Annotated in this window: 18 protein-coding genes and 1 riboswitch; of the genes, 9 read left to right on the top strand and 9 right to left on the bottom strand. The window is 55.5% G+C overall.

Annotation, left to right across the window (positions count from 1 at the left end):
* Nucleotides 1-178: 178 nt before the first annotated feature.
* The 9 genes from nudC to D7D26_RS01625 form a co-directional block, all read right to left on the bottom strand.
* Nucleotides 179-979, bottom strand: a complete 801-nt coding sequence (gene nudC / locus D7D26_RS01660) for an NAD(+) diphosphatase (protein WP_120371765.1) — start codon at nt 977-979, stop codon at nt 179-181.
* A 119-nt stretch (nt 980-1098) separates the two neighbouring features.
* Nucleotides 1099-2478, bottom strand: coding sequence for an NAD(P)/FAD-dependent oxidoreductase (locus D7D26_RS01655; protein WP_078016416.1), 1380 nt, complete (start codon nt 2476-2478; stop codon nt 1099-1101).
* 60 nt (nt 2479-2538) lie between these two features.
* Nucleotides 2539-2703, bottom strand: a complete 165-nt coding sequence (locus D7D26_RS12230; protein ID WP_158606228.1) for a hypothetical protein — start codon at nt 2701-2703, stop codon at nt 2539-2541.
* Between the two features lie 35 nt (nt 2704-2738).
* Complete coding sequence (locus tag D7D26_RS01650) at nt 2739-3368, bottom strand: ABC transporter ATP-binding protein (RefSeq protein WP_078016415.1); 630 nt, start codon at nt 3366-3368, stop codon at nt 2739-2741.
* Entirely contained in the window at nt 3361-4227 is an 867-nt protein-coding gene (locus D7D26_RS01645) for an ATP-binding cassette domain-containing protein (protein WP_120371764.1), read from the bottom strand. The genes D7D26_RS01650 and D7D26_RS01645 overlap by 8 nt, the downstream gene beginning before the upstream one ends.
* Before the next feature lie 9 nt (nt 4228-4236).
* Nucleotides 4237-5091, bottom strand: a complete 855-nt coding sequence (locus D7D26_RS01640; RefSeq protein WP_199674642.1) for an ABC transporter permease — start codon at nt 5089-5091, stop codon at nt 4237-4239.
* Entirely contained in the window at nt 5084-6073 is a 990-nt protein-coding gene (locus tag D7D26_RS01635; protein WP_199674641.1) for an ABC transporter permease, read from the bottom strand. The genes D7D26_RS01640 and D7D26_RS01635 overlap by 8 nt, the downstream gene beginning before the upstream one ends.
* 87 nt (nt 6074-6160) lie before the next feature.
* Nucleotides 6161-7705 carry an ABC transporter substrate-binding protein gene (locus tag D7D26_RS01630; RefSeq protein WP_120371767.1) on the bottom strand — a complete coding sequence of 515 codons (1545 nt, stop codon included), beginning with the start codon at nt 7703-7705 and terminating at the stop codon, nt 6161-6163.
* A gap of 153 nt (nt 7706-7858) precedes the next feature.
* Nucleotides 7859-8106, bottom strand: a riboswitch (cobalamin riboswitch).
* A gap of 131 nt (nt 8107-8237) precedes the next feature.
* A complete protein-coding gene (locus D7D26_RS01625) occupies nt 8238-9947 on the bottom strand; it encodes a phosphodiester glycosidase family protein (RefSeq protein WP_158606227.1) in 1710 nt (569 codons plus the stop codon).
* Between D7D26_RS01625 and D7D26_RS12225 the strand changes: the two genes are divergently transcribed.
* The 9 genes from D7D26_RS12225 (at nt 9946) to D7D26_RS01580 (ending at nt 23340) form a co-directional block, all read left to right on the top strand.
* Nucleotides 9946-10119: a hypothetical protein gene (locus D7D26_RS12225; RefSeq protein ID WP_158606226.1), complete on the top strand. Its 174-nt coding sequence runs from the start codon at nt 9946-9948 to the stop codon at nt 10117-10119. The genes D7D26_RS01625 and D7D26_RS12225 overlap by 2 nt on opposite strands.
* A gap of 1061 nt (nt 10120-11180) precedes the next feature.
* On the top strand, nt 11181-11477 hold the full coding sequence (locus D7D26_RS01615; protein WP_120371761.1) for a helix-turn-helix transcriptional regulator: 297 nt from the start codon (nt 11181-11183) through the stop codon (nt 11475-11477).
* 32 nt (nt 11478-11509) lie between these two features.
* Nucleotides 11510-13945 (top strand): type I restriction-modification system subunit M, encoded by a 2436-nt coding sequence (locus tag D7D26_RS01610; RefSeq protein ID WP_120371760.1) that lies wholly within the window; start codon nt 11510-11512, stop codon nt 13943-13945.
* Nucleotides 13939-15780 (top strand): restriction endonuclease subunit S, encoded by a 1842-nt coding sequence (locus D7D26_RS01605; RefSeq protein WP_120371759.1) that lies wholly within the window; start codon nt 13939-13941, stop codon nt 15778-15780. Before D7D26_RS01610 ends, D7D26_RS01605 begins: the two co-directional genes overlap by 7 nt.
* Before the next feature lie 3 nt (nt 15781-15783).
* Nucleotides 15784-18888 carry a type I restriction endonuclease subunit R gene (locus tag D7D26_RS01600; RefSeq protein ID WP_120371758.1) on the top strand — a complete coding sequence of 1035 codons (3105 nt, stop codon included), beginning with the start codon at nt 15784-15786 and terminating at the stop codon, nt 18886-18888.
* Entirely contained in the window at nt 18889-19587 is a 699-nt protein-coding gene (locus tag D7D26_RS01595) for a M48 family metallopeptidase (protein WP_120371757.1), read from the top strand.
* Between the two features lie 22 nt (nt 19588-19609).
* The gene (locus tag D7D26_RS01590) at nt 19610-21022 is read left to right on the top strand and encodes a 3'-5' exonuclease (RefSeq protein WP_120371756.1); all 1413 of its coding nucleotides are present in this window, start codon (nt 19610-19612) and stop codon (nt 21020-21022) included.
* Nucleotides 21019-21699 (top strand): DUF4433 domain-containing protein, encoded by a 681-nt coding sequence (locus tag D7D26_RS01585; protein WP_120371755.1) that lies wholly within the window; start codon nt 21019-21021, stop codon nt 21697-21699. The genes D7D26_RS01590 and D7D26_RS01585 overlap by 4 nt, the downstream gene beginning before the upstream one ends.
* Nucleotides 21700-21702: 3 nt before the next feature.
* Nucleotides 21703-23340, top strand: a complete 1638-nt coding sequence (locus tag D7D26_RS01580; RefSeq protein ID WP_120371754.1) for an ADP-ribosylglycohydrolase family protein — start codon at nt 21703-21705, stop codon at nt 23338-23340.
* The last annotated feature ends 102 nt before the right edge of the window (nt 23341-23442 follow it).

The raw sequence follows: 23442 nt of genomic DNA, 5'->3' as shown, positions 1-23442 counted from the left end.
AAATCTCACCGCTCAGACCATAAGGAGTATTACCGCAAGACAATGGATTGTTAGGTGCTTTAATTGAGAAATAGTATTAGGTCATTGAACGGCGGCGAGCAAAAAAAACGAGGACTGGCCGAAAAGATCGGTCAGCCCTCGTTTTATCGAATAGATTTTAGGCAGCCGGGAACCGGTGTCAGCGGCTTTCGGCGGCGTTTCCGCGGCGCGGGTGGCGCGCGAGAAAGTCGCGGATCAGCCAGCCGGCCACGGTGAGCGTGCCGGGGATATTGTCGGGGATCTCCTCGGGGGCGAACCAGCGGGCCTCGCCGATCTCCACGCCGTCGGGGCGGAGCTCGCCGCTCTTCCAGCGGGCGCGGCAGGCCAGCATCAGCGAGCGGGGAAACGGCCAGTACTGGCTGTACAGATACTGGATGCTGTCCCGGTCCACTTCGACGTTCACTTCCTCGCGCACCTCGCGGACGACGGCGTCTTCGATCGACTCGCCGACTTCGAGAAATCCCGCCAGCACGCTGAAACGGTTGAATCTGTTCCGCCGGTTCATGGCCAGCAGCAGCTTGCCGTCGCGCTCGACGGCCACGATCATGGCCGGGCAGATGACGGGAAAGAGCGTGTGCCCGCAGCTGGGGCACTTCATGGCGTGCTGCTCGCCGGGCGCGGGCTCCATCTTCGCGCCGCAGCAGCCGCAGTAGCGGGCCTGACGATGCCAGTCGGCCAGGCCCCAGGCGGCGCTCATGGCCTGAAAGTCTTCCCTGCCGAACTGCTCGCCGAAGGAGCGGCGGCTGACGGCGCTCCAGCCCTCGGGGAGTTTTGCGTCCGCTTCGACGCGTCCCCAGACGCAGCCAGCGGGACCGAGACTGCCGAAGGGCCCCGAGTCGCTCAACGGCAACCGCCCCGCCTCGGCGGCGCCGGGCAGGCGCCCCTGAAAGAGCAGGACCGAATCGCCCTGAAAAAGTACGGCCGTGTTTTCGTCAAGCATTCAGAGCGCCCCCGGCTTTCGCGGCCCGAATGGACATGACGCGGGGCGCGCCGGGCGTAACGCGTTTTTCTTCCATGAAGAATCAGCCTCCCTGCATTCCAAAGAAGATTTTTAAGAGTTCAGGCGCCGAGAACGGCCCTTCCGGCCACAAGTCCGCTGGCCGCCGCCTGGATGATGCCGCGGCTGACGCCGGCCCCGTCGCCGGCCATGTACAGATGTTTGACGTTGGGCACGGCGAGGTTGTTTCCCAGCTCGAGACGCAGCGAATAGAGCTTGATCTCCACGCCGTAGAGCAGCGTGTCGTTCTGGTTGACGCCGGGCATGATCACGTTCAGCGCGTCGAGGAACTCGACGATGTCGGTCATGTGGCGGTGGGGCAGCACGAGGCTGAGGTCGCCGGGGACGGCGGGACCGGTCTGCTCGATCATGCCGCGGGCGATGCGGTCGGGCGTGGAGCGGCGGCCGTCGCGCAGGTCGCCGAGGCGCTGCACCAGCAATCCGCCGCCGGCCAGCATGTTGGCGAGGCGGGCGATGTGCGTGGCGTAGCCGATCGGGTCGGTGAACGGGCGCGTGAAGTTCTTGGTGACGAGCACGGCGAAGTTGGTGTTGTGCGACTTGGTGTTCTTGAGGCTGTGCCCGTTGACGGTGACGAGGCCGTGCGTGCGGTTGAACTCGGAGACCACGAAGCCCGACGGGTTCATGCAGAAAGTGCGCACGCGGTCGTCGAACGTGGGCGTGTTGTAGAGACATTTGACTTCGTAAAAGTCGCGGGTCAGCTCTTCGCAGGCGCTGTCGGGCACTTCGACGCGCACGCCGATGTCCACCGGCATCGAGGCGATCGGCAGCTTCAGTCGTCTGACGATCCCCTCCAGCCACGAAGCGCCGTCGCGTCCCGGCGCGACGATGACGTCGGCGGCTCGGTGTTCTGTGCCGTCGCTCGTGACCACGCCGACGGCGGCACCGTTTTCGACAAGGATGTCCTGTACGAAGGTGTTCATGAGGATGTCGCATTTGTCGCGCAGGGAGCGGTACATGGCGTCGAGCACCTCGCGCGAGGCGTCGGTGCCGATGTGGCGGATCCTGGCCGGCAGCACCTTGATGCCTTTCGAGGCGGCCCGGCGGATCGTGTCGTGCACGTTCTGCCCGCTCGGCTCGTAAAGATGGGGATCGGCGCCGTCGGCGACGAAACGGTCGTCCACGGCTTTCATCAGGCGCTCCAGCTCCGCCGTGCCGACGTACTCTTCGAGGTTGCCGCCGTAGCCGGTCGTGATCGTCAGCTTGCCGTCGGAAGCCGACCCCGCGCCGCCCCAGCCGGACACCACCGCGCAGGACGGGCAGTTGACGCAGCGGTCGGCTTGCCCCGCCATGATCGGGCAGATTCGTTCCCTGATCAGCCGCCCCTTGTCGACGATCAGCACTCTTTTGCCGGCGCCGGCCAGTTCCTGCGCCGCGAAAATCCCCGCCGGCCCCGCGCCGACGATGATCGCATCGTAGTTCATGATTCTTCCCCCAAGTTCTTTTTGGGAACGTTTGATTTTACCGTTCGAGATCTTGATGAATTATAGCATGCCGGGAAAAACAAAAACGTCGGCGCGGAAAAAGCGGTGCGCTCTCGTCGAACTGCCCTGGGCGAGAAACTCTTCGATCCTGACGCCGAGAGGATTCAGGCGAAAATGTTCCACGTGGAACAATATAAACGGCCGCGCGACGATGAAAAAATCCATCGTCGCGCGGCCGTTTGCCGTCAGTGCCCGGTCTGTTACAGGTCGCGGCGGTCCACTTCCACGCGGTTCAGTTCGGGGATGCGGATAATCCGCGTGGCCACGCGCTCGGCCAGCGAAGGATTGTGCGTGATGGCGACGAGTCCCATGCGATGGCGCTCGGCGTAGTTCAGCACGAAGTTCCAGATGTGCGCCTGATTGAGCGCGTCGAGCATGGTGGTCATCTCGTCGGCGATCAGCAGGCGCGTCTCGGGGCGCATCACGCGGGCGACGCAGAAGCGCTGCAGTTCGCCGCCGGACAGCTCGACGGGCCAGCGGTCGTACCAGATGGAACGGATGCCCATTTCGTTCAGCACCTCGCCGTCCAACGGCCCCGCTTCGTACAGAGATCTTTCCATCTTCCAGCGCGGGTTGAGCGCTTTTTCAGGATGCTGATAGACGAGCTGCACGGGGCAGTAGCCTCTCGCCGGCAGCGGCGCGCCGTTCCACAGCACTGCGCCGCTGGCGGGACGCTCGTAGCCGGCCATCACCTTGGCCAGCGTGCTCTTGCCGTAGCCGCTGGGGCCGAGAATGGCGACGCGCTCGCCTTCCGCCACGGAGAGGCTGACGTCCTTCAAAATCCACGGACCGCTGCCGTAGCGGAAAGAAATTTTTTTCACCTCAAGCATGGCAGCCGCACCTCATTCCCCGTTCGTCCACGTCCCAGGTCGCGCCGCTGGAACCGCACGCCGCGCAGCGGTCGAGGCGAAAGCCGTTCTGCGGCAGCGCCCGGAACAGCGCGCGGCTGTACGGGTGCTTCAGCCCTTCTCCGTCGCCGCTGAAAGAGCTGACGGCCGCCGTCTCCACGACGCGTCCGTCGTAAAAGATCGAGATCGCGTCGGCGACGTGCAGCGCCAGGTCGATGTCGTGCGTGATCAGCAGCATCGCCTTGCCGTGATCGGCCATGACGCGGAAGTCTTTGAGCGCCTCCAGCGCGATCTCCAAATCGAGCCCCGGCGTCGGCTCGTCGGCGATGATCAGTTCGGCGTCGGCCACGTAGGCCGTGGAGAGCAGCACGCGCCGCGCCATGCCGCCCGAAAGCTGGAATGGATAGAGTTTTTCCACGCCCGGCTTCAGACCGAAATGGGCGAACGCTTCGCGCATCTTCGCACACCGTCCCCTGCCCGGGACGCCGCAGACTTGGGGACCGACGCGCATCAGCGGGTCGAGAAACGCCACCGACTGGGGGATGAAGGCGATCTCGCGCCCGCGCAGCCGCGCTTTCGTTTCCGCCGTCATCGCTTCGCCGCGGTAGAACATCTCGCCGCCGGTGCGCGCGTTGCCGGGCAGAATGCCCATCACCGCGTGCGCCAGCAGGCTTTTGCCGGAACCGCTGGAACCGACCACGGCGAGAATCTCGCCCGCGCTCAGCGTCACGCTCAGATCGGCGATGGCCTGGAACGTCACTTTCTCCAGCCGCGCGTCGTAGCTCTCGAAACCGACCGACAGGTGGCGCACGTCAAGCAGGATGTGCTTGTCTTCGTTCATGAGGGCCTCCTATTCGCGGGCGCTGTGCGGGTCGATCAGTACCCGCAGATAGTCGCCGACGCCGTCGAAAAGCTGCGTCACCAGCAGCAGCGCGACTCCGGGGAAGAACGCCGGCCACCACATCCCCGCCGCCAGATACTTCATCGATTCCGAGAGGATCACGCCCATGGCCGGCGTGTCCAGCGGCAGACCGTAGCCGAGGAAGGTGATGCCCGCTTCGTGCAGGATCGCGTGCGGAAACAGCAGGATCAGACCCACCACGTACTGCGGGAAGACGTGCGGGACGATGTGCCGTACGGCGATGTGCAGCGGCCCTTTGCCCAGCCTGCGGGCCACCTGCACGTACTGGGCCGAACGGATCTGCATGACCTCGGCGCGAATCAGTCGCGTCAGGTTGGGCCAGTGCGTCACCGCCACGCCCGTGATGACGCCGGCCGCGCCGCCGCCCATGGCGATGGAAATCAGAATGAGCAGGATCAGGTGCGGCACGCCCATGCACAGATCGACGAGATAGTTGACCACGGCGTCCACCGTGCCGCCGAAGATCGCCGACAGACTGCCGAGGACCAGTGCGATCACCGAACTGATCGCCGCCGACAGCAGGCCGATACGGATGCTCAGCGACAGCCCCGCGACCGTGCGGTAGAACATGTCTCGCCCGAGATTGTCCGTGCCGAACAGATGCGCCAGCGACGGCGCCAGGCGGCGGGCCGAATAGTTTGCCTCGAAACTTTCCGGCGGCAGCAGCAGCCCCCAGACGAATACGCCCGACAGGATCAGCGTTCCCGTGCCGATCATCAGCAGCGTTTTGCGGCGGCGATTCAGCCAGGCCCTCGCCGGTTTTGCGCAGGCAAGCTCAGACACTGGAGCGCCCTCCCTCGCGGATCTGCGGGTCGACGAAGCCGTAAATGAGGTTGGCCGCGAGGTTGCCGGCGAACACGAAAAGGACGCTGAACAACGCGATTCCCATCAGCAGCGGCGCGTCGGCGTGAAGCCCCGCCTCGACGGCGGTGGCGCCAAGCCCTGGATAGGAGAAAACTTTCTCCGCCAGCACCGAGCCGCCGAACAGTTCGCTCACCGAAGCGCACTGCAGCGTCACCGCCGGCAGGGCGATGTTGCGCAGGCCGTGGCGGCGGATGATCTGGCCGAGCGTCTCGCCGCGGGCGCGGGCGAAGACGACGTACTCGCTCTCGAGCACGTCGATCAGCTTCTGCCGCGTGTGCAGCGCGATGTTGGCCACGCCTGTGATGGACAATGTCAGCGCCGGCAGGACGAGGTGATGGAGCCGTTCGCCCCAGGTGACCTCCGAGGCGAGGCGCCCGATCGGAATGGAGAGTCCCAGCGGGAACCAGCGCAGCTCGACGGCGAAGACCACCAGCACCAGCAGACCGATCCAGAACGTCGGCGTCGACGCCAGCACGAGGCTGAACGTCCTGACGATCTTATCGAGCCAGCTGTCGCGATACGTGCCGGCGGCGACGCCAAGAACGAGCCCCAGCGCGCCGGAGAGCGTCCATGCCGTGCCCATCAGCAGCAGCGAGGCCTTGAAACGCTCGCGCAGCACCGACGCAACCGGCTGATGCAGCGACACCGACCTGCCCAAATCGCCGTGAAGCGCGCGTTTTGCCCAGATCACATAGCGCTGGAGCGGCGGCTTGTCCAAATCCCATTGTTCTTCGATGTGGGCCCGCTGTTCGTCGGAGACGTTGATCTCGCCCAGAAAGGCGTCGACGGCGTTCATCGGCGAGGCGGTGACCAGAAAGAAACTGAGCATCGAAGCGGATGCAAGCAAGAGCAGCATTCGCGTCAGCGAGCCGCTCAGATATTTCAGAAGGCTTTTATTCACGGGAACGGGAGCTCCTTCCTTTGTCCTGTGTCGAAAAAACGAAAGCATGGCTGAATTCCGCCTTTCGGCAGAACTTCATGAAAAGCCTCAGTCGTCCCAGGACCACTTGTTCATGTTCTCGACGACCGAAAGTCCCTGATTGCGTACGGGGATCTTATTCAGCGGGGGGAGGCGTAGCCCCTTGCGGACGAGATAATTGTTCCGGGGACGGCTGATGTACAGAAACGGCACGTCCGCGGCGGCACGGGCCTCGGCCTTGCTCCAGAACGCGCTGGCCGTGTTCTGGTCCGTGGCGCGCATCGCCTGGTCGATGAGCGCGTCGACGTCGGGATTGCTGTAGGACGACGGATTGTTGATGACGGCCTTGTTGATGTTGGAGGAATGGTAATACAGTCTGAAGTCCATGGGGCTGGGAGCGCCGACGCTCCAACACGTAGGGACCGCGCGGGCTTTTCGGCATTCCGCCCAGGGCGCCGATCTGGCGATGATGCGGATGCCGAGAGCTTTGGCGTTATCAGCCAGCGCCACCACCGTATTGTAGCGATCCAGATCGTTGCTGCGGCCGGTGACGGTGAACTCGGCCTTGACGCCGTTTTTCTCGCGGATGCCGTCTCCGTCGGTATCTTTCCAGCCGGCGTCTTCGAGGAGCTTTTTGGCTTCTTCGACGCGATTGTCCTCAAAATCGATATGAGCCGCCCAAGGAAGCGTGTCGCTGCCAATCGAGCAGGCCGGCGTGCCCATGCCGTTCAGAGCGCGTTCCACCAGCTGCCGGCGGTTGATGCCGATATCCAGCGCCTTGCGGATCGCGGGGTCGCACGTCACGTTGTTGCCCGTCTTGCTTCCGTCGGGGGCCGTTCCCTCCGGAATGACCGGCAGGTTCACCGCCAACGTCCCCAGGACGTCGAGGCTCAGCAGCTCCATCCCTTCCACCGCCGAGTGCGCGTACTCGGAATTGACGAGGACGAGATCCAGCTGCCCCGATTGAGCGGCGGCCAACGCCGCGTCTTCGTCGATCTTGAGAATCGTGACGCGCCGGAACGGCGATTTTGTGCCGTAATAATAGGGGTTCGGTTCGAGAATCAACTGCTGATCTTTCTGGAAATCGACGACGCGCCAGGCTCCCGAACACACCGGCCGGTCGCCGTACGCTTCGTGATAAGCGTGCGCCGGCACGATGCCCACAAAGCTCAGAGCGTAAGGGAACAGCGACGAAGGCTCGCTCAACGTGAATTCTACCGTGAAATCGTCGGGGGCCTTCACGCTCTCCATGACCGTCAGGTCGGCGGCCGAAGCGCTGGCCTTGGTCTTCTCGTAGGTGAAGACGATGTCTTGGGCGGTCAGCGGCGTGCCGTCGGCGAACTTTGCGTCGCGGCGGATCTCATACGTGTAGCTGAGACCGTCGCCGCTGATTTTCTCGCGTATCGCCAGATCTTTTTCGAGCACGTTGTCCTTTCCCGACTTCAGCAGGTGGCAGTGAAAAATATCGGGCCCCCATACGCCGTGCCCGAGAATGGGATCGAATTTGCCCGCCACCATGTTGACGCCCGTAGAGATCACGATCTCGTCCTTCGCCATGGCCGTGCCGCAGAGCACGGCTGCCAGAGCCAACGCCGCAAGAAAACTCTTTTTCATGTCTGCCTCCAAAGTATGCTTGCGCGGAAAACCGCGCTCTTGGCGCTTTGGCCGGAGAGTGAAAACGAAAAAACACGCCGGCTGCGTCCGCAGGGACACAGACCGGCGCGTCCGTTTTCACGCGCGCTCGGCGCTCGCTTTGGGCACGGCAAACGCTTCTTTCGAAAATGTACACGTCTCCTGACTCGCGCTCTGAAAGACGATGGTCTTGCCGCGTTCACGTCTGTTTTCCCATGGCGAAGCCACAGTGACGGACTTTCGTCACGGCGCCCACACCGCGGCGGCGCTTCGGCGTGACCTCGCGCTTACAGTGCCGGCCGCGCGGGGAGTTTCACCCCGTTCCATTTACGCCGCTTCCGCCGAACGAAAGGGAAACGGCGACACATTTTCCGCAATTCTTTCCATACAGCAAGTTCAATATAACTTCGCGAAAAAATCAATTGACGGCAAAGAAACCGCCTCGTGTCCGGCGCGAAACGTTTTCGCCGAAAAGACGCGGGCGGATCTCCGTCACGCGCGGTTTCCCGAGGCGCTACTTTTTCAGCACCATCAGACCGTAGGGCATACGGCGTTCGCGCCCGTCGCTGACGGCGTTGACGACATGACCGTCCCACCACATTTCCGAAGAGCCGCCGCCGTCGAGATTGAGCAGGGCGGTCAGCCCCAGTCGGCGGCCGAGCTGTTCGGCCTCGTTCAGGAACAGGCCGCGGCTGTGCCACGACGAGCGGCCGTCCGCCACGATCCAGACCATGCGCTTGCCGTCCCAGCCGAGCAGCGTGCGCGGATGGCGCAGCGTGAGGATGCTCAGGCTCAGCATTTCGTCCCAGAACTGGTGCCCGGGCGCGTACAGCAGCGGCCCCGCCTGCACGGCGCTGGCGACGTCGATGGGCGGAGTCTCGCGCCACTGCGTTTCGAGCGCGACGCGGTCGCCTTTCTGCAGCGTGAACTTGGGATCGCGGCTGACGATCAGCCACTCGTCGGGCCCCATGTCGCGGCTGAATTGGAGCGCCGGCACCGCCTCCTGCACCAGTTCGTCGTGCACGCGGGCCACGAGGCCGTTGTTGCCGGCGCGGGTCTCGGACGCGCCCAGCGCGGGCGTGAGGATCGCCGTCGAGCCGTAATCAACCTTGGAATTGAGCAGCACGGGCGCAAACGGCCCGCCGTTGACCGACAGGCGCATGCGGAATTCGCCGCCGCCGAAGTACATCTTGCCCCGTTTGTCCCATGCCGCCATGGAGCGGTTGTAGTAGGGCAGCGTCACCGGCAGGCCGCCGGCGAACAGCGTGCCGATGGGGCCGTTGCCGCCGAAATAGCCTCCGTTCACAGCCGCGAGCGCCTTGTGGGCGGCGGCGATCTCCGACAGCTTGGCGAGCGTTTGGGAACTGACGGCGCGGTTCATGCCGATCACGGCGTCGGCCGGATCAGCCGGCGTGAAAGACGTCCAGAACAGGGCGCTGCTGTCGCCGGACTCCGGCAGGATCACGGCGCCGAATCCGTTGCCGAGGCGAGTCGCCCATTCGTGGGCCTGGCTGCGGTCGGCCACCAGCGGCGTGAAAACGCCGTAGCTGAAATCGACTTCCCGCACGCTCAGCGGACACGCTTCGCTCGTCTTTTTCCGCGCGAAAGCGCTGGCCTGCGCCTCCGTGTCGAAGATGCCTAGCTGCACGCGCCAGCCCTGCGGCGGCCGTCCCACGTTTTCGCGGTGGATGCGCAGCGCGCCTTCGGGGCGTTTGATCTCGTGGTCCCAGACCAAACTGGCGCGGCAGCGCCCGGCCCATTCCAGAACTTCGCTCAGCTGTGTTTCGGTGATGCTGTCCCACGGTTTGGAAGACACGCTCCGCGGCGCCGCCGGTTGGACCGACTTGGCCAGCGCCACGTAGCCGGAAATGTAGGCCGGCAGACTTTTGTCCTCCGGCGGCAGCGCCCAGGCCGCCGTTTCCGCCTCGTGGCGGAATCCCATGGCCTGAAACGCGAACATCAGCGCTTCGGCGTTCGTGCAGGCGATCTCCGGCGAAAAATCGTCGGCCGGGTAGAGGATCCCCAGCGAAAGCGCCGACAGCAGCGCCGGCCCGTAAGGCGTCGTCTCGTCCACGTCGCCGAACGTCTTGCCCGTCTTCAGCGGCAGGTCGAGGACCTGCATCAGCTCGCCCAGCACCTTCCCGCGCGGCACTTCCGCGCCGGCCGTTCCCGCGGCCGCAACCAGCAAAGCCAGAACCGGAACGGCGATCTTTTTCAACGGCATGAATGACATGTTTTCAGTCTCCTTTTTTCTAAAACAGTTATCGGCTTATTTTAGCATCTTCCGGGAATTCCGTCAGATCCCGAGCGCCGTCCGCGCGGCGGCGAAATACGGCGCGTTGGATCGTCGCGGCGTCGCCGCTTTCCGTCGGAACCGGCCGGGCGCCGCGGTGTAATTTTTCTCCCGATACCTCTCATCTCCGCGTGGACGGAGCTTGCTCCCTGGCCGATTGGATCCACGTCATGGTGTGATCGAAAAAGCCGCCGGATCTCGACGACCTGACCGCCGTCTGGGAAGATGGCTGCATCATAAGCAAAGTTGGGCAGTACCGCCGGATCGTCCGGAAGATCTGCAGCAAGAGAAAGCATATGACTTAGTAGACATGCGCTTCCCCGCGGCGTATAATAAAAATATAAAAAGGAGCGTGACGCCAATGCTGGGGACGGCCGTGGCCGCGAGCGTGGTTATGAGTCCGGTATTCGAACTGCTGATGCTGGGGCTGCGGCGTCAGTGTTGCTGTACTATTACTTGAAGAGTTGGCCGCAAAACGAAAGAGGGGCTGCTCCTGAAAGGAGGGTGATGGTTTTTGGAAGTGTTTTTGATACTGGGACCTTTGTCGATTGTTTTGATTATTGCCACGGCGGTAATAGGTCTTATAATCTTTGAGTTTCAGGCATGGAGACGTCACCTGTACAGCGGGTGGCTGGATTTTATATCTTCTCACGTTTTCGCTGTCCTAGTCCTCTGGGGGCTGTGGCACTTCGTCCCTTGGCTGTTCAGAACTTTGTTCTGGCTGCTGGGAGTGGAATTTAACAACTAAAGGTGTTTTTGAGCCGCTTTCCTGCCGGGAAGCGGCTTTCTTGCGGACTTATGTCAGAAGGTGATTTTATGGCGACTCCCAAGTTGCAGATTATTATAGGAGCGGATATATCCAAGGCTGAACGCGAATTGAAGAGGTTTTCTTCCCCGCATCAAAGGCCTGACCAAGGACATGCAGAATTTCGGCGCGTCGATGACGCGCATCACGGCGCCGCTGGCCGGGCAGGGGTGGATTTCTTGTTTTTATCCGGGAAATTGAGTTATGGTTATAGATGAAATCAATGCAAAATTAGATAGATTTTAAGATTATCTATCTATCCTATTGACACGGCATTGACTTGAAGTAGATTATCTTTATATCGTGTCGATATTCAGTTCGGCAAAACCGTTCGCTCATTCAGCGGGGAGGAGAAATTCGTGGTTGGCGAGATCAACAAAGACGAACTCACCAAAAAGATGTCAGATAACCTTGTGGTGCTAAGAGCGATGCTGCGGTTAAAGCAATCTGAGCTTGCCGAAAAGGTTGGAATCAGCAGACAGACCCTTCTGGAGATTGAAAAGGGGAAGCGGGCGCTGCAATGGAATGTGTTTGTCGCCTTACTGTCTGTTTTCCGTGAGGACAACGGCACCAACGATCTGTTGTTACACTATGGAATATACACGCCAGAACTCGGCAGATATTTAGTATCGCCAGAGAGCTGCGGCAACAAGTAACAACTTAATTGGACTACTTGGAGGAAAACATTATGGCGATTAAGAAAAGCAACCTCTATTCCAGCCTCTGGGCCAGCTGCGACAGTTTGCGCGGCGGCATGGACAGTTCGCAGTATAAGGACTATATTCTTACCCTCTTGTTCGTGAAGTATGTGTCGGACAAGTTTAAGGGCGTTGCCTATGGCGACGTCGATGTTCCGGAAGGCGGAAGCTTCGACGACATGCTCGCGCTCATAGGCAACAAGAATATCGGCGAAGAGATGGATAAAATCATCGCTCGCCTTGCCGAGGCGAACAACCTTCGAGGGGTGATCGATAACGCACACTTTAATGACGAAGATAAGCTGGGCAAGGGCAAAGAGATGGTGGATAAACTGAGTGAACTGCTCGGTATATTCCGCGACCAGATGCCCGACTTCTCCAAAAATCGAGCTGATGGCGATGATATCATCGGCGACGCTTATGAATACCTGATGCGGAATTTTGCCACTGAGAGCGGCAAGAGCAAGGGGCAATTCTATACTCCCGCCGAGGTGTCCCGTGTCCTTGCAAAAGTTGTGGGCATTGAACAAGCCCATGGCAATGATGTCACCCTCTATGACCCCGCTTGCGGTTCGGGTTCCTTGCTTATACGAGCCGCCGAAGCCGCGCCTGTGGAGGTTGCCATATACGGCCAGGAGAAGGAAGGCATGACTGCCGGTCTTGCCCGGATGAACCTCGTGCTGCACAATCGAGCGACCGCTGAGATAAAGGGTGGTTATAGCACGTTCTCCGATCCGCAGTATAAGAACAAAGATGATGATAGTGTGCTTCGAACGTTCGACTTTGCCGTGGTCAATCCACCGTTTTCCGATAAAAACTGGACGCACGGGCTAAAAGAGTTCGGACGCTTTGACGGGTACGGCGACCGTCCACCGCAAAAGAACGGTGATTTTGCTTGGCTGCTTCACATCATTAAGTCCCTGAAACGCAACGGCAAGGCGGCGGTCATTCTGCCCCATGGCGTCCTCTTCCGTGGAAACGCCGAGGCAACTATTCGACAATCCATCATAGACAAAGGGTATATTAAAGGCATCATAGGTTTACCCGCCAATCTTTTCTACGGCACGGGCATTCCTGCCTGTATTATCGTCATAGACAAAGAAAACGCTGATGAGCGAGATGGAGTCTTCATGATTGACGCCAGCCGCGACTTCATTAAAGACGGCAACAAGAACCGACTGCGCGAACGAGATATTTACAAGATCACCGAGGTCTTCAATCAGCGGCTCGAGCTGCCGAAATACTCCCGTTTTGTGCCAAACAGTGAGATAAAGGAAAAAAACGCTTACAACCTCAATATTACACGTTATATAGACAGCAGCGTGGCTGAGGACTTGCAGAGTATAGACGGCCATTTGAACGGCGGTATCCCGACCGCGGACGTGGAGAGTCTTTCGCGCTATTGGGAGACTTTTCCAAATCTGCGTGGGCAGTTGTTTAAGGGCTTCCGCGAGGGCTTTGAGACACTGACCGTCGGAAAAGACGAGGTGCGGGATACCATCTTCGGTGATGCGGATTTTTCTGCCTATGCTGATACGGTAGAAGCCGCCTTTGAGAAGTGGAAAGCCGGTGCGGACGGCAAACTCCGCGCCATCACCGGCGCGACAAAGCCAAAACGATTGATTGCCGAAATCGCCGAGGAAATACTGACCGACTTCGAGTCTGTTGCTCTCGTGGATAAATATGACGTCTACGAAGTGCTTCTTTCCTATTGGAACGAAACGATGTCCGACGATGTTTACCTTATTGTGCAAGACGGCTACGAGGCTATCCGCGACATCGAGGTGTTTATGAAGGCCTCCACGAAAAAGAAGAAGGATGGCACCGAGGTCAAGCAAGAGAAAGAAACGGGCTGGGATGGCAAGCTCGTGCCGAAAGCCCTCATCATAGATATGTTTTTTTCTACCGAGCAGAAAGCCATATCCGATATGGACACCGTCATCGCGGTGGCTCAGGCTGAACTGGACGAGATGGTCGAAAGCGCCGAGGAAGACTCGGTGATTAAAGATGTGCTGAAAGACAACGGCAACCTCGACAAACCGAAACTGAAAAAGAAGCTGAAAGACACAGAACTCGATGCCGACGATAAGGCGGTGCTGACCGCTTTGCAGACCTTGGTCACAAGGGTTGACGAAGGCACAAAGGCAGTCAAAGACCTCCGTGCCGCACTTGACAAGAAGACCCGCGAGCAATATCCCAGGCTAACCGAAACCGAGTGCGTGGGACTACTTTTGAACCGCAAATGGTACTGCGCAATCATCAGCGGCATCTATGCGCTTTATACAGCTGTGAGTCACCGCATTTCCGACCGCGTGACTGAACTCAATGAGCGCTATGAGCAAGCCCTGCCAGAACTCGAAGCAGAGGTCGCACAGCTTGAGGGTAAGGTTCAATCTCATCTGGAAAGGATGGGATTTGTATGGTGACTTGGGAAAAAGTAGAATTGGGCAAATCAGCTGACATTTTCCGTGGCGGCTCACCCCGTCCTATTCAAGCGTACCTAACGCAAAGCAGGAATGGTGTTAACTGGATCAAAATCGGTGATGTGGCGCAGAATGCAAAGTATATCAGTACGACTGAGGAAAAAATCACTCCTGAAGGTGCTGTATATTCTCGTGCTGTCAGCAAGGGAGATTTCATTCTTTCAAATTCGATGAGTTTTGGCAGGCCATACATTTTACGAATCGACGGATGCATTCACGATGGTTGGCTCACGATTCAAAACTATCAGAATAGCTTTGACACAGATTTTCTTTATTATGTTATGGGTTCAGAGGAAACTTTAAAGCAATACATCAGTATGGCTGCTGGAAGTAGTGTGCAGAACCTTAATAAAGAAAAGGTGTCACGTGTTATTGTTGTAAAGCCACCCCTCCCCGAACAACGCCGCATAGCTGAAGCGCTCTCGGACACGGACGCCTTGCTTGCTGCGATGGAGAAACTCATCGTCAAGAAGCGCACCATCAAACAGGGCGCAATGCAGGAGCTGCTTACAGGTAAGCGGAGGTTGTCGGAGTTTGAGGGTGAGTGGGTAGAGAAAACTGTTGATGATTGTCTTGACGAGATAATAGGCGGTGGAACACCTGCACGTTCTAACGCTGCTTTTTGGAATGGCGGTATCCCCTGGGTTACAGTAAAAGACTTTGCTACATTCAATAGCCGCTCTACGCAGGAATACATCAGTGACATTGGATTGTGCAATAGTGCAACCCATTTAATATCAAAAGGGGCCCCAATTATTGCGACAAGGATGGGGCTTGGTCAAATAGTCGTTTACGATATTGATGTGGCAATTAACCAGGATTTGAAAGCTCTAGTATTGAATGATTCGATAATTACAGATTATTTTGTGTTTTGGTTTGAAAGCCAAAAAGCTAATTTTGAATCAATGGGAACCGGAAGTACGGTCAAGGGCATTAGGCTAGAGCAATTAAAAGAATTTCCGATTCTTTTGCCGCCAACAATTGCTGAGCAAGTTGCCATCGCTGAAATACTCTCCGATATGGACGCGGAGATTGATGCGCTTACGGCGAAGCTGAATAAGCTGCGGAATATCAAGCAGGGGATGATGAGCGAACTTCTGACGGGCAGGATCCGGCTTGTGGGGTCTGAACCCGCAAAAACAGCGGCTGATATTTATCAAGAACAGAAAGCCGAACCGATTCGCCATATTGCGGAAGACACCAATCCTAAAGGACACAACCAGCAATTTGACGATGCAGTCATGATTGCGGGCATTGTGGACGCGCTTTACTCCGACAAGTACCCGCTGGGCAGGAAAAAGGTGCAGAAGTGCCTCTATCTCCTGCGTCGCTACCAAGGCGAAAGCACGGCGGCGTTCAAGAAAAAAGCGGCGGGTCCCTATGCTGACGAAGTGCGCTATAAGGGTGGCGAGCCGATAGCCAAAAATGCGAACTACATCGCCACCATCAACAAAAAACAAGGTACAACCTTTGCCCGTGGAAAAAACATCGGTAAAGCCCTTGGCTATATCCAAAGTTGGGGCAAAGAGGATGACATAAAGTGGGTGGCTGACAAATTGAGATTCAAGAAGGTTGATGAATTGGAGCTTCTTGCCACGGTGGATATGGCAGCCTGCGACCTGACGGAGGCGGGAACGCCCGTGTCCGTGCAGTCAATCAAATACCTAATTGCCACCAATGCCGAGTGGAAGGCAAAGCTAAAAAAGCAGACCTTCAGCGATGCCAACATTGCCCGTGCCCTTCGGGAACTGAACACCCTGTTGCAAGGAGGGAGCTAATCAATGCCGCGGATTAACGAAGCCGAACGCAAAACCCAAAACCGTGTACTTGCCCTGTTCCAAGACAAGGCAGGGTTAAACTATGCCTATTTGGGTGACTTGCATGGACAGCTAAACACAAATATCATGGTAGATCGCTTAACCGCCTGGCTCACCTCGGCCAAAGGCGGTGGGTACAGTCAGGTTATCGCCGAGAGAGCCGTATCTGAACTCGTCAAAGCGACGGGTAATCTGCAACAGGGCTTATATAAGGCGAATCAGAACGTGTACTCGCTCCTGAAATACGGCGCCAAAGTCCGTGAGACCCCCGGCGCCCCAGACAAGACGGTCTATTTTATCGACTGGAAGCATTCCCAAAACAACGAGTTTGCCGTCGCCGAGGAAGTGACGATAAAATCAGGCAACGAACGCCGCCCCGATATTGTGGTATACGTTAACGGCATCGCCCTTGCGGTCATTGAACTCAAAAAGTCCACCGTATCGGTGTCGCAGGGCATACGGCAGAACCTCTCCAACCAGAGCGAGCATTTCAACAAGCCGTTCTTTTCCACCATCCAGTTCGTGATGGCGGGCAACACAGGGGAGGGGCTTCGCTACGCCGCCATAGAGACGCCGGAGAAGTATTATCTCGAATGGAAAAATGATGCCGTCAACACTGTGGCACAACCACAAGACGATGTATCACTCGATATTTTGGAGAAGTGCAAAACCCTGCCCAACAAACTCGACTGGCAGCTATTCAGTATGTTCCAGAAGCGTCGCTTCCTCGACCTTATCCATAACTTCATCGTGTTCGATAAAGGCGTCAAGAAGGTTTGCCGCCACAACCAATTTTTCGGCGTAAAGAAAGCCCAGATTAAACTGAACAGGAAGCAAGGCGGCATCATCTGGCATACCCAAGGCAGCGGCAAAACCCTGACGATGGTTTGGCTCTCCAAATGGATACTGGCGGAAAATCCCGAAGCTCGTGTCCTCATCATCACCGACCGAGACGAACTTGACGAGCAGATGGAAAAGGTCTACTTGGGTGTAAACGAACAAGTCTACCGCACCAAGTCCTGTGACGATCTTGTAAAGCGCTTGGATAAAACCGAGAAGCGGCTTATCTGCTCACTGATTCATAAGTTCGGCGTCCGTACCGGTTCGGAATCCAGCGAAGCCCAGACCAAAAAGTCTGTCGAGCAATTTATTCGCGAATTGAAAGCCGCTCTGCCTACTGATTTTAAGGCGAAGGGCGATTTTGTCGTTTTCGTGGACGAGTGCCACAGAACCCAGAGCGGTCTCTTACACGAGGCAATGAAGGAGATTTTGCCGAACGCTATCTTCATTGGTTTCACGGGCACACCGCTCCTTGTCAAGGATAGAAAGACAAGCATCGAGGTTTTCGCACCGGGTTATATTCATACCTATAAATATGACGAAGCTGTCGCCGACGGCGTTGTTCTTGACCTCCGCTACGAAGCCCGCGACATTGAGCAGATTATCACCAATCAGGAGCGCATAGACCAGTATTTCGATATGAAGACCCGCGGGCTGAACGACGCGGCGAAAGCCAAGTTGAAGTCCAAATGGGGCAATATGCAGAAGGTCTATAGTTCCCTGAAACGGCTTGAAGTTATTGCCGAGGATGTTATCACCGATTTTGATATTAAAAACCGTCTTGCCGACGGCAACGGAAACGCCATGCTCGTGGCTGATTCCATCTATTCAGCCTGCAAGTATTACGAGGTGTTCCAGTCTCGTGATTTCAGGCAATGCGCCATTGTTACGTCTTTTATGCCGCTCGCCGGCAATCTCCGCACCGAAGCCGAGGACGCAGAGGAGTTTAAGAAATTCGAAGTTTACACGCAAATGCTGAACGGGCAAAGTACCGAGGACTTTGAAGCCGAAGCCAAGCGCAAGTTCATTGAGGAACCGGCGCAGATGAAACTGCTCATAGTGGTAGATAAGCTGCTGACAGGTTTTGACGCCCCGCCTTGCACTTACCTTTATATTGACAAGTCTATGCACGACCACGGGCTTTTCCAAGCCATCTGCCGGGTCAACCGTCTGGATGGCGAGGAGAAGGACTTCGGCTATATCGTGGACTATAAGCAGTTGTTTGGCGACCTGGCGAATGCCCTCAGCAAATATACCGCAGGAGCATTCGAGGGTTATGACGCCAAAGACGTCGAGGGCTTGATAAAAGACCGCCTTGGCGAGGCGAGGAAATATCTTGACGCTACCCTTGAGGAACTAGAAGACCTCTGCGGCGGCGTTCCCGCTCCGCGAGCCGAGATTGACTATATCCGTTATTTTTGCGGCGAAGACGGCGTGGGCGGCATCGACGACGAGTTCTGTTCCCGCAGCCGTGAAAAGCTGTATAAACTGGTGAACCGCCTTATCCGCGCCTATGCCGGGATTAAAGGCGAAATGGAAGAGTCTGGCTACACTGTTGCCGAGCAAGCAGACATAGACAAGAAAGTCACGTTCTACACCGCTTTGAAGGAAACCATCGGCAACGCGAGCGGCGACTTTATCGACCTGAAGTCGTATGAGGCGGATATGCGCCGACTTATCGATATCTACATTAAAGCCGATGACAGCCGTAAAATAGGTGAATTCGACGACTTCACTCTGCTCGACTTCGTGCTGGCCCAGGGAGAGAAGCTTGGCGGCAAAGGTAAAGAAGCGGCGGCCGAAGCGATTGAGAACAACATTCGCAAAAAGATCGTTGAGAAAATCCTCATCAATCCGAAGTATTATGAAAAGATGTCGGCTATTCTCGACGAACTCATCAAGGCAAGGCGCGAGGGTGCAACCGCTTATGAAGAGATGCTCTCCAAGTATATCGAGTTGGTCAAGAACGCCGAAACCCCGGAAAACAATCCACGTTACCCGGAAAGCATACGTTACAGCGGAGCGTTAAGAGCTTTATTCGATAACTGTGGCGAGGACGAGGCTCTGGCTCTTGCCCTTGACAAAGCTGTCCGCGAAAGCAAGCAAGACGGTTTCCGGCACAACGAGTTTAAAGAGCGGCGCATAAAGCAAGCGCTGTATAAGGTTCTGAAAGACAAAGACGAGGTTGAAAAGGTCTACAACATCGTTGTGGAGCAGGGGGAGTATTGAGTGCTGCTGAACATTTCGGACATACCGATAGAGGTGTGCAAAAAAAATATCAAAAATATGCACCTCTACGTTAAACCTCCTCACGGTAACGTAACGGTGTCCGCCCCTCTCGCAATGAGCGACGAGGCGATTGAACGGTTCGTTCGGACTAAGCTCAGCTGGATAAAAAAACAAATCGCCAAGTTCAGTGACCAGCCTCGGCAATCCGAGCGGGAGTATGTTTCCGGCGAGACCTTATTTGTTTGGGGCAGGCAGTACTACCTTCAGACGGAATACGGCAGCAAAAATTCGCTTGTTCTTTCCGGCGATAAAGCCGTGCTGACGGTGCGCAAAGAAAGCACTGCCGATCAGCGTGAAAAGTTTGTCCGCGAATGGTACCGAAAGTTACTAAAGGCCGAAATAGTGAGGTTGCTCCCAAAGTGGGAAAAGATAACAGGTTTAAAGGCCTCAGGTTGGCAAACAAAGTACATGACCACACGGTGGGGAACCTGCAATATTAAGACGGGTAAGATATGGCTTAACCTCCAGCTCGCCAAGAAAACACCGGAGTGCCTTGAATACATCATTCTACACGAACTTATCCATCTCGTAGAGAAAACCCACAACGAGCTGTTCGTTTCGTTAATGGACAAGTATATGCCGATGTGGAGAGAAATCAAGGCGACTCTTAACGATCAGACGCTTGATTACATGGAGTAGAACAATCTGAGGGGGATAAAGAGTGCTTAGGATAACGCCACAAGGAAAACAGGAAGAGGTAATGGCTCTGCCTGCAAAAGGACATATCGTTGTACTGGGAACTGCCGGCAGCGGAAAGACAACCATAGCTCTGTTACGCGCACACCACCTCGCCAATATACCTAACGGCGGGCGGGTGCTGCTTGTTACATTCAACAGGGCTTTGGTCGAGTATATGCGTGGAATGAGTAACTCACGATCAGCAAAGTTGGTCGTAGAGAGTTATCATAAATTCGCCCGCGGTTACCTGAATAGCAGGGGGAAAATGCCGAGGCGGAACGGTATACTTGGCCCCGATGAAAAAGCATACTACATTGAGCAAGCCGTAGAATCCCTAAAAAAACTGCATCCACATGAATCTACTTTTCGACGGTCCAGAGAGTTCTTTATCGACGAGATAACCTTTATCGAGAAGTTCGGGTTCGCAGACCTTGCTTCATATAACTGTGCGGGGCGCATCGGGAGAGCAGCCGCCAATATCAAGCGCGAAAATCGTAAATGGATTTTTGCCGTTTATAAAAAATACATAGAACTCCGAGAAGAATCCGGTCGCAAGTACGACTGGGACGATTTGGCGTTCTATGTCCATGGCGAATTGCAGGAGGATAAGAGCGAACGGCGATATACACACATCATTGTCGATGAAGGGCAAGACTTCTCGCCTATGATGATTAGGTCATTGGTAGATGCAGTTGCTGATGGCGGGTCATTTACCTTCTTCGGTGATGTGGCCCAGCAGATATACGGGAGCCGTTTATCGTGGCGCGATTCTGGTATCAATACAGACAAGATATGGCGGTTCGATATGAACTACCGTAATCCTGCAGCTATTACTGCTTTTGCGAAGGACATTACCGAGAGTGAGTATTGGCAAGAAGACGGAGATATGGTCGATGCCACCGCTCAAATCGCCGAGGGGCCCAAACCCGTTCTCGTGAAATTTTCAAGCAAGCCGCGTGAGATATCTTGGGTAGTCGATAGGGCAATCTCCACAGGCAGAACTTCGTCGACCGTTATTATTTGCCGGAACAGAGCCGACATCGACTCCTTTATGCTGGCGCTGAAAAATAAGGGATGCGACGCGACGGAAATCGATAAAGATACGCCAGGTTATGCCCATGTCAAAACAGTTTACCTTACTACATTCCATTCGGCAAAAGGTCTGGAATTCGACAACGTATTTGTTCCGTTTCTAACCGACGACAAATTACCAGACCTCGAAACGGTAGCTAATTCAGTGTCTAAGAAAGAGGCTTATTCCAATGAGATAAAGCTGCTTTATGTGGCAGCCACTCGTTCTAAATTCGGCTTGTATATGTCATACAGTGGTGCGCTTTCGCCACTCTTCCCAAAAGGTAGGGGTAGCTATGATTTTCACGAGGAGGATGTGGTATGAGCGCATACGATATTTTAGTGGCTCGGGGCGTTAACCGCTTATGTCACTTTACAAAGTTTCAGAGTCTGACTCATATTATCCCGTCGGAGACGGGTGTTTTGGCGAGCAGTTCAATTCGACAAGACACGAAAAACGTCACCGACAAGGAACGCTACGACAACGAACTTGATTATGTGTGCTGCTCGGTGCAGTACCCAAATTCATGGTTCCTGAAAAAAGCCATGCAAAACAACACCGACAAGATATTTAAAGACTGGGTTGTTTTGTATGTAGACTTGAGCATACTAAATTGTAAAACCGCAAAATTCTGCCCATGCAATGCGAGCAAATGTAGCGGGTCATATATTAACGGTAACATGGAAGAGGTCGAGTCAATTTTCGCCACTTCTGTACCGACGTTTTCATATCCAAGGTCACCCAAAATGCTCGCTTCTTGCCCGACAGATGGTCAGGCAGAGATCTTAATAAAAGAAAGCATTCCGCGTGAATATATTATCGGCATTGCAACCGGCAATGAGGATGTTGCCAAGCGGGTATACGCAATGCTGAAAATGCATGGCGTTGAGCAAATACCGGTTTATGTTGCACCAGACGTGATTGCACCAAACTGGAGCAATATGATTAAGAATGGTCAGAAACCAGGCGAAGCGATGTGCGTTTGGTCAGAGGAGGAATAACTTATGGCTATAACGATACCAACCCAAATAGAAAAATGTAAAGGAGCTATGCTTGCCACAGCTATTGGTGACGCGCTGGGTTGGCCGAACGAGCCGCGTTCTAAGAATCGAATAGAGAAACCAAAGGTCAATGACTTTTTTGTCGAGTGGACTCGTAGCTGTAAGGAACCTCGTTGGCACGATGAGAGGATTCTCCCCGGCGAATACAGCGACGACACGCAAATGACACTTTCCGTGGCACGAAGTATAATCGTTGGCGACTGGGAGAGGTTTCTTGCCGAGAAGGAGCTTCCCTTCTGGCTACGATACGAGCGTGGCGGTGGTGGGGCTTTGCTGAAAGCCGCTCGGTCGATTAACGACAAAAAAGAGCTCCTCTGGCAATCACCCTATCATGCGAAGGCTTATTTTAGTGCCGGTGGCAATGGTGCAGCGATGCGTATTCTGCCGCATGTTATTGCTAATGCCAACAGAGCCGATATATCAGCGTTGATGCTTGATGTAATTAAGGATACGCTTATTACCCATGGCCATCCGAGAGCTTTTTTGGGCGCAACTTGCTACGCCTTTGCTTTGGACTACCTCTTGCGAAAAGATACTGTCCTCGAATACGGCGAACTGGTCTCTGCCGTTATCGATGGGCAACAATCTTGGGGTGCATTCCCTAACCATGATGTTTTCGGGCAATGGCTCGGAACAGCAAAACAATATGCGGGATTCGACTATGCCCAAGAGTGGGAGAAAGACCGCAGTAATATGCTACATCAACTTGAATTCATCAAGTCTTCATTGAAAAAGGGACTCATGTTGGACGACACGAAAATCATGACTAATTTAGAGTGCTTTGGCAATGTAAATGGAGCTGGCGATGTTGCTGCTTTAGCTGCTATTTATCTGGCTTCACGGTACGCCACTAATCCCACATTGGGGATAAAGGTGCCTGCCTTTTCGTTCAACGCCGATACTGACACAATTGCTTCGATAACAGGTGGCCTGCTCGGAATGCTGTGCGGAACCAGCTGGATTCCGACCGAGTGGAAGGTCGTACAGGACTTTGAGTGTCTCGTTCAGATAGCAGAGCTTCTGCTATCTGACAACAAAAAAGCGGCTACAAAGACGGAGGTAACGGAAGCCAAATCTCAAAGTAGCGATTGGCAGAACTTCCCAATTGGAAAAATGCGCCTTATTGACACAAAACAAGCCTCCAACGGCAAATACGGGTTTGTGATTATAAAAAAGTGGCTCACTGTGCTTGGACAAACTATTTACATTAAGGAATTCCAACCAATCGATAACTACCCATCGCAGCGAACCCAAGAAGACAGACAGATACGTCTTGATATATTGCCACAGCTAGTGACTTACGAAACCAAGTTACAACAGACTACATTGCAACAAGTAGCGACAACTGAATCCGCCCAGAAAACGATTGAGGTAAAGGCTCATGAGCGTCAATTTTCGCTGAACGCTTCGATTATTAAAGCCTTGCTCGATAAGCAAGAATTCAGGGGAAATGTCACGGTTGGTAAAGTGTTTAAGGTTATACAAGCGTTTATCGAAAACGATGAATCTGTAACTGAGGTGGCTAAGCGATTGGGTTTAGACGAGGGAATGGTCAACCTTTTGAAAATGTACGTTAAGTAACGAGAGACGCGAATTTTCGTGGCGGCGGGCAAGCGAGTTTTTCGCAAGATTGGGAAAGTATTTTCGAAAAACTCGTTTGACAGTGGTTCGTCATAAGTTATA

This window comes from Pyramidobacter sp. CG50-2, from assembly GCF_003612005.1.
Classification (GTDB): Bacteria; Synergistota; Synergistia; order Synergistales; family Dethiosulfovibrionaceae; genus Pyramidobacter.
The sequence above is the reverse complement of the archived record's forward strand: the minus strand, read 5'-3'. Positions and strand labels throughout refer to the sequence as shown.

Bases quoted from the DNA above. Each gene is read 5' to 3' on its own strand.
- nudC (WP_120371765.1), bottom strand. From the start codon at position 979: ATGCTTGACGAAAACACGGCCGTACTTTTTCAGGGCGATTCGGTCCTG.
- D7D26_RS01655 (WP_078016416.1), bottom strand. From the start codon at position 2,478: ATGAACTACGATGCGATCATCGTCGGCGCGGGGCCGGCGGGGATTTTC.
- D7D26_RS12230 (WP_158606228.1), bottom strand. From the start codon at position 2,703: ATGGATTTTTTCATCGTCGCGCGGCCGTTTATATTGTTCCACGTGGAA.
- D7D26_RS01650 (WP_078016415.1), bottom strand. From the start codon at position 3,368: ATGCTTGAGGTGAAAAAAATTTCTTTCCGCTACGGCAGCGGTCCGTGG.
- D7D26_RS01645 (WP_120371764.1), bottom strand. From the start codon at position 4,227: ATGAACGAAGACAAGCACATCCTGCTTGACGTGCGCCACCTGTCGGTC.
- D7D26_RS01630 (WP_120371767.1), bottom strand. From the start codon at position 7,705: ATGAAAAAGAGTTTTCTTGCGGCGTTGGCTCTGGCAGCCGTGCTCTGC.
- D7D26_RS12225 (WP_158606226.1), top strand. From the start codon at position 9,946: ATGAATGACATGTTTTCAGTCTCCTTTTTTCTAAAACAGTTATCGGCT.
- D7D26_RS01625 (WP_158606227.1), bottom strand. From the start codon at position 9,947: ATGCCGTTGAAAAAGATCGCCGTTCCGGTTCTGGCTTTGCTGGTTGCG.
- D7D26_RS01610 (WP_120371760.1), top strand. From the start codon at position 11,510: ATGGCGATTAAGAAAAGCAACCTCTATTCCAGCCTCTGGGCCAGCTGC.
- D7D26_RS01605 (WP_120371759.1), top strand. From the start codon at position 13,939: ATGGTGACTTGGGAAAAAGTAGAATTGGGCAAATCAGCTGACATTTTC.
- D7D26_RS01600 (WP_120371758.1), top strand. From the start codon at position 15,784: ATGCCGCGGATTAACGAAGCCGAACGCAAAACCCAAAACCGTGTACTT.
- D7D26_RS01585 (WP_120371755.1), top strand. From the start codon at position 21,019: ATGAGCGCATACGATATTTTAGTGGCTCGGGGCGTTAACCGCTTATGT.
- D7D26_RS01580 (WP_120371754.1), top strand. From the start codon at position 21,703: ATGGCTATAACGATACCAACCCAAATAGAAAAATGTAAAGGAGCTATG.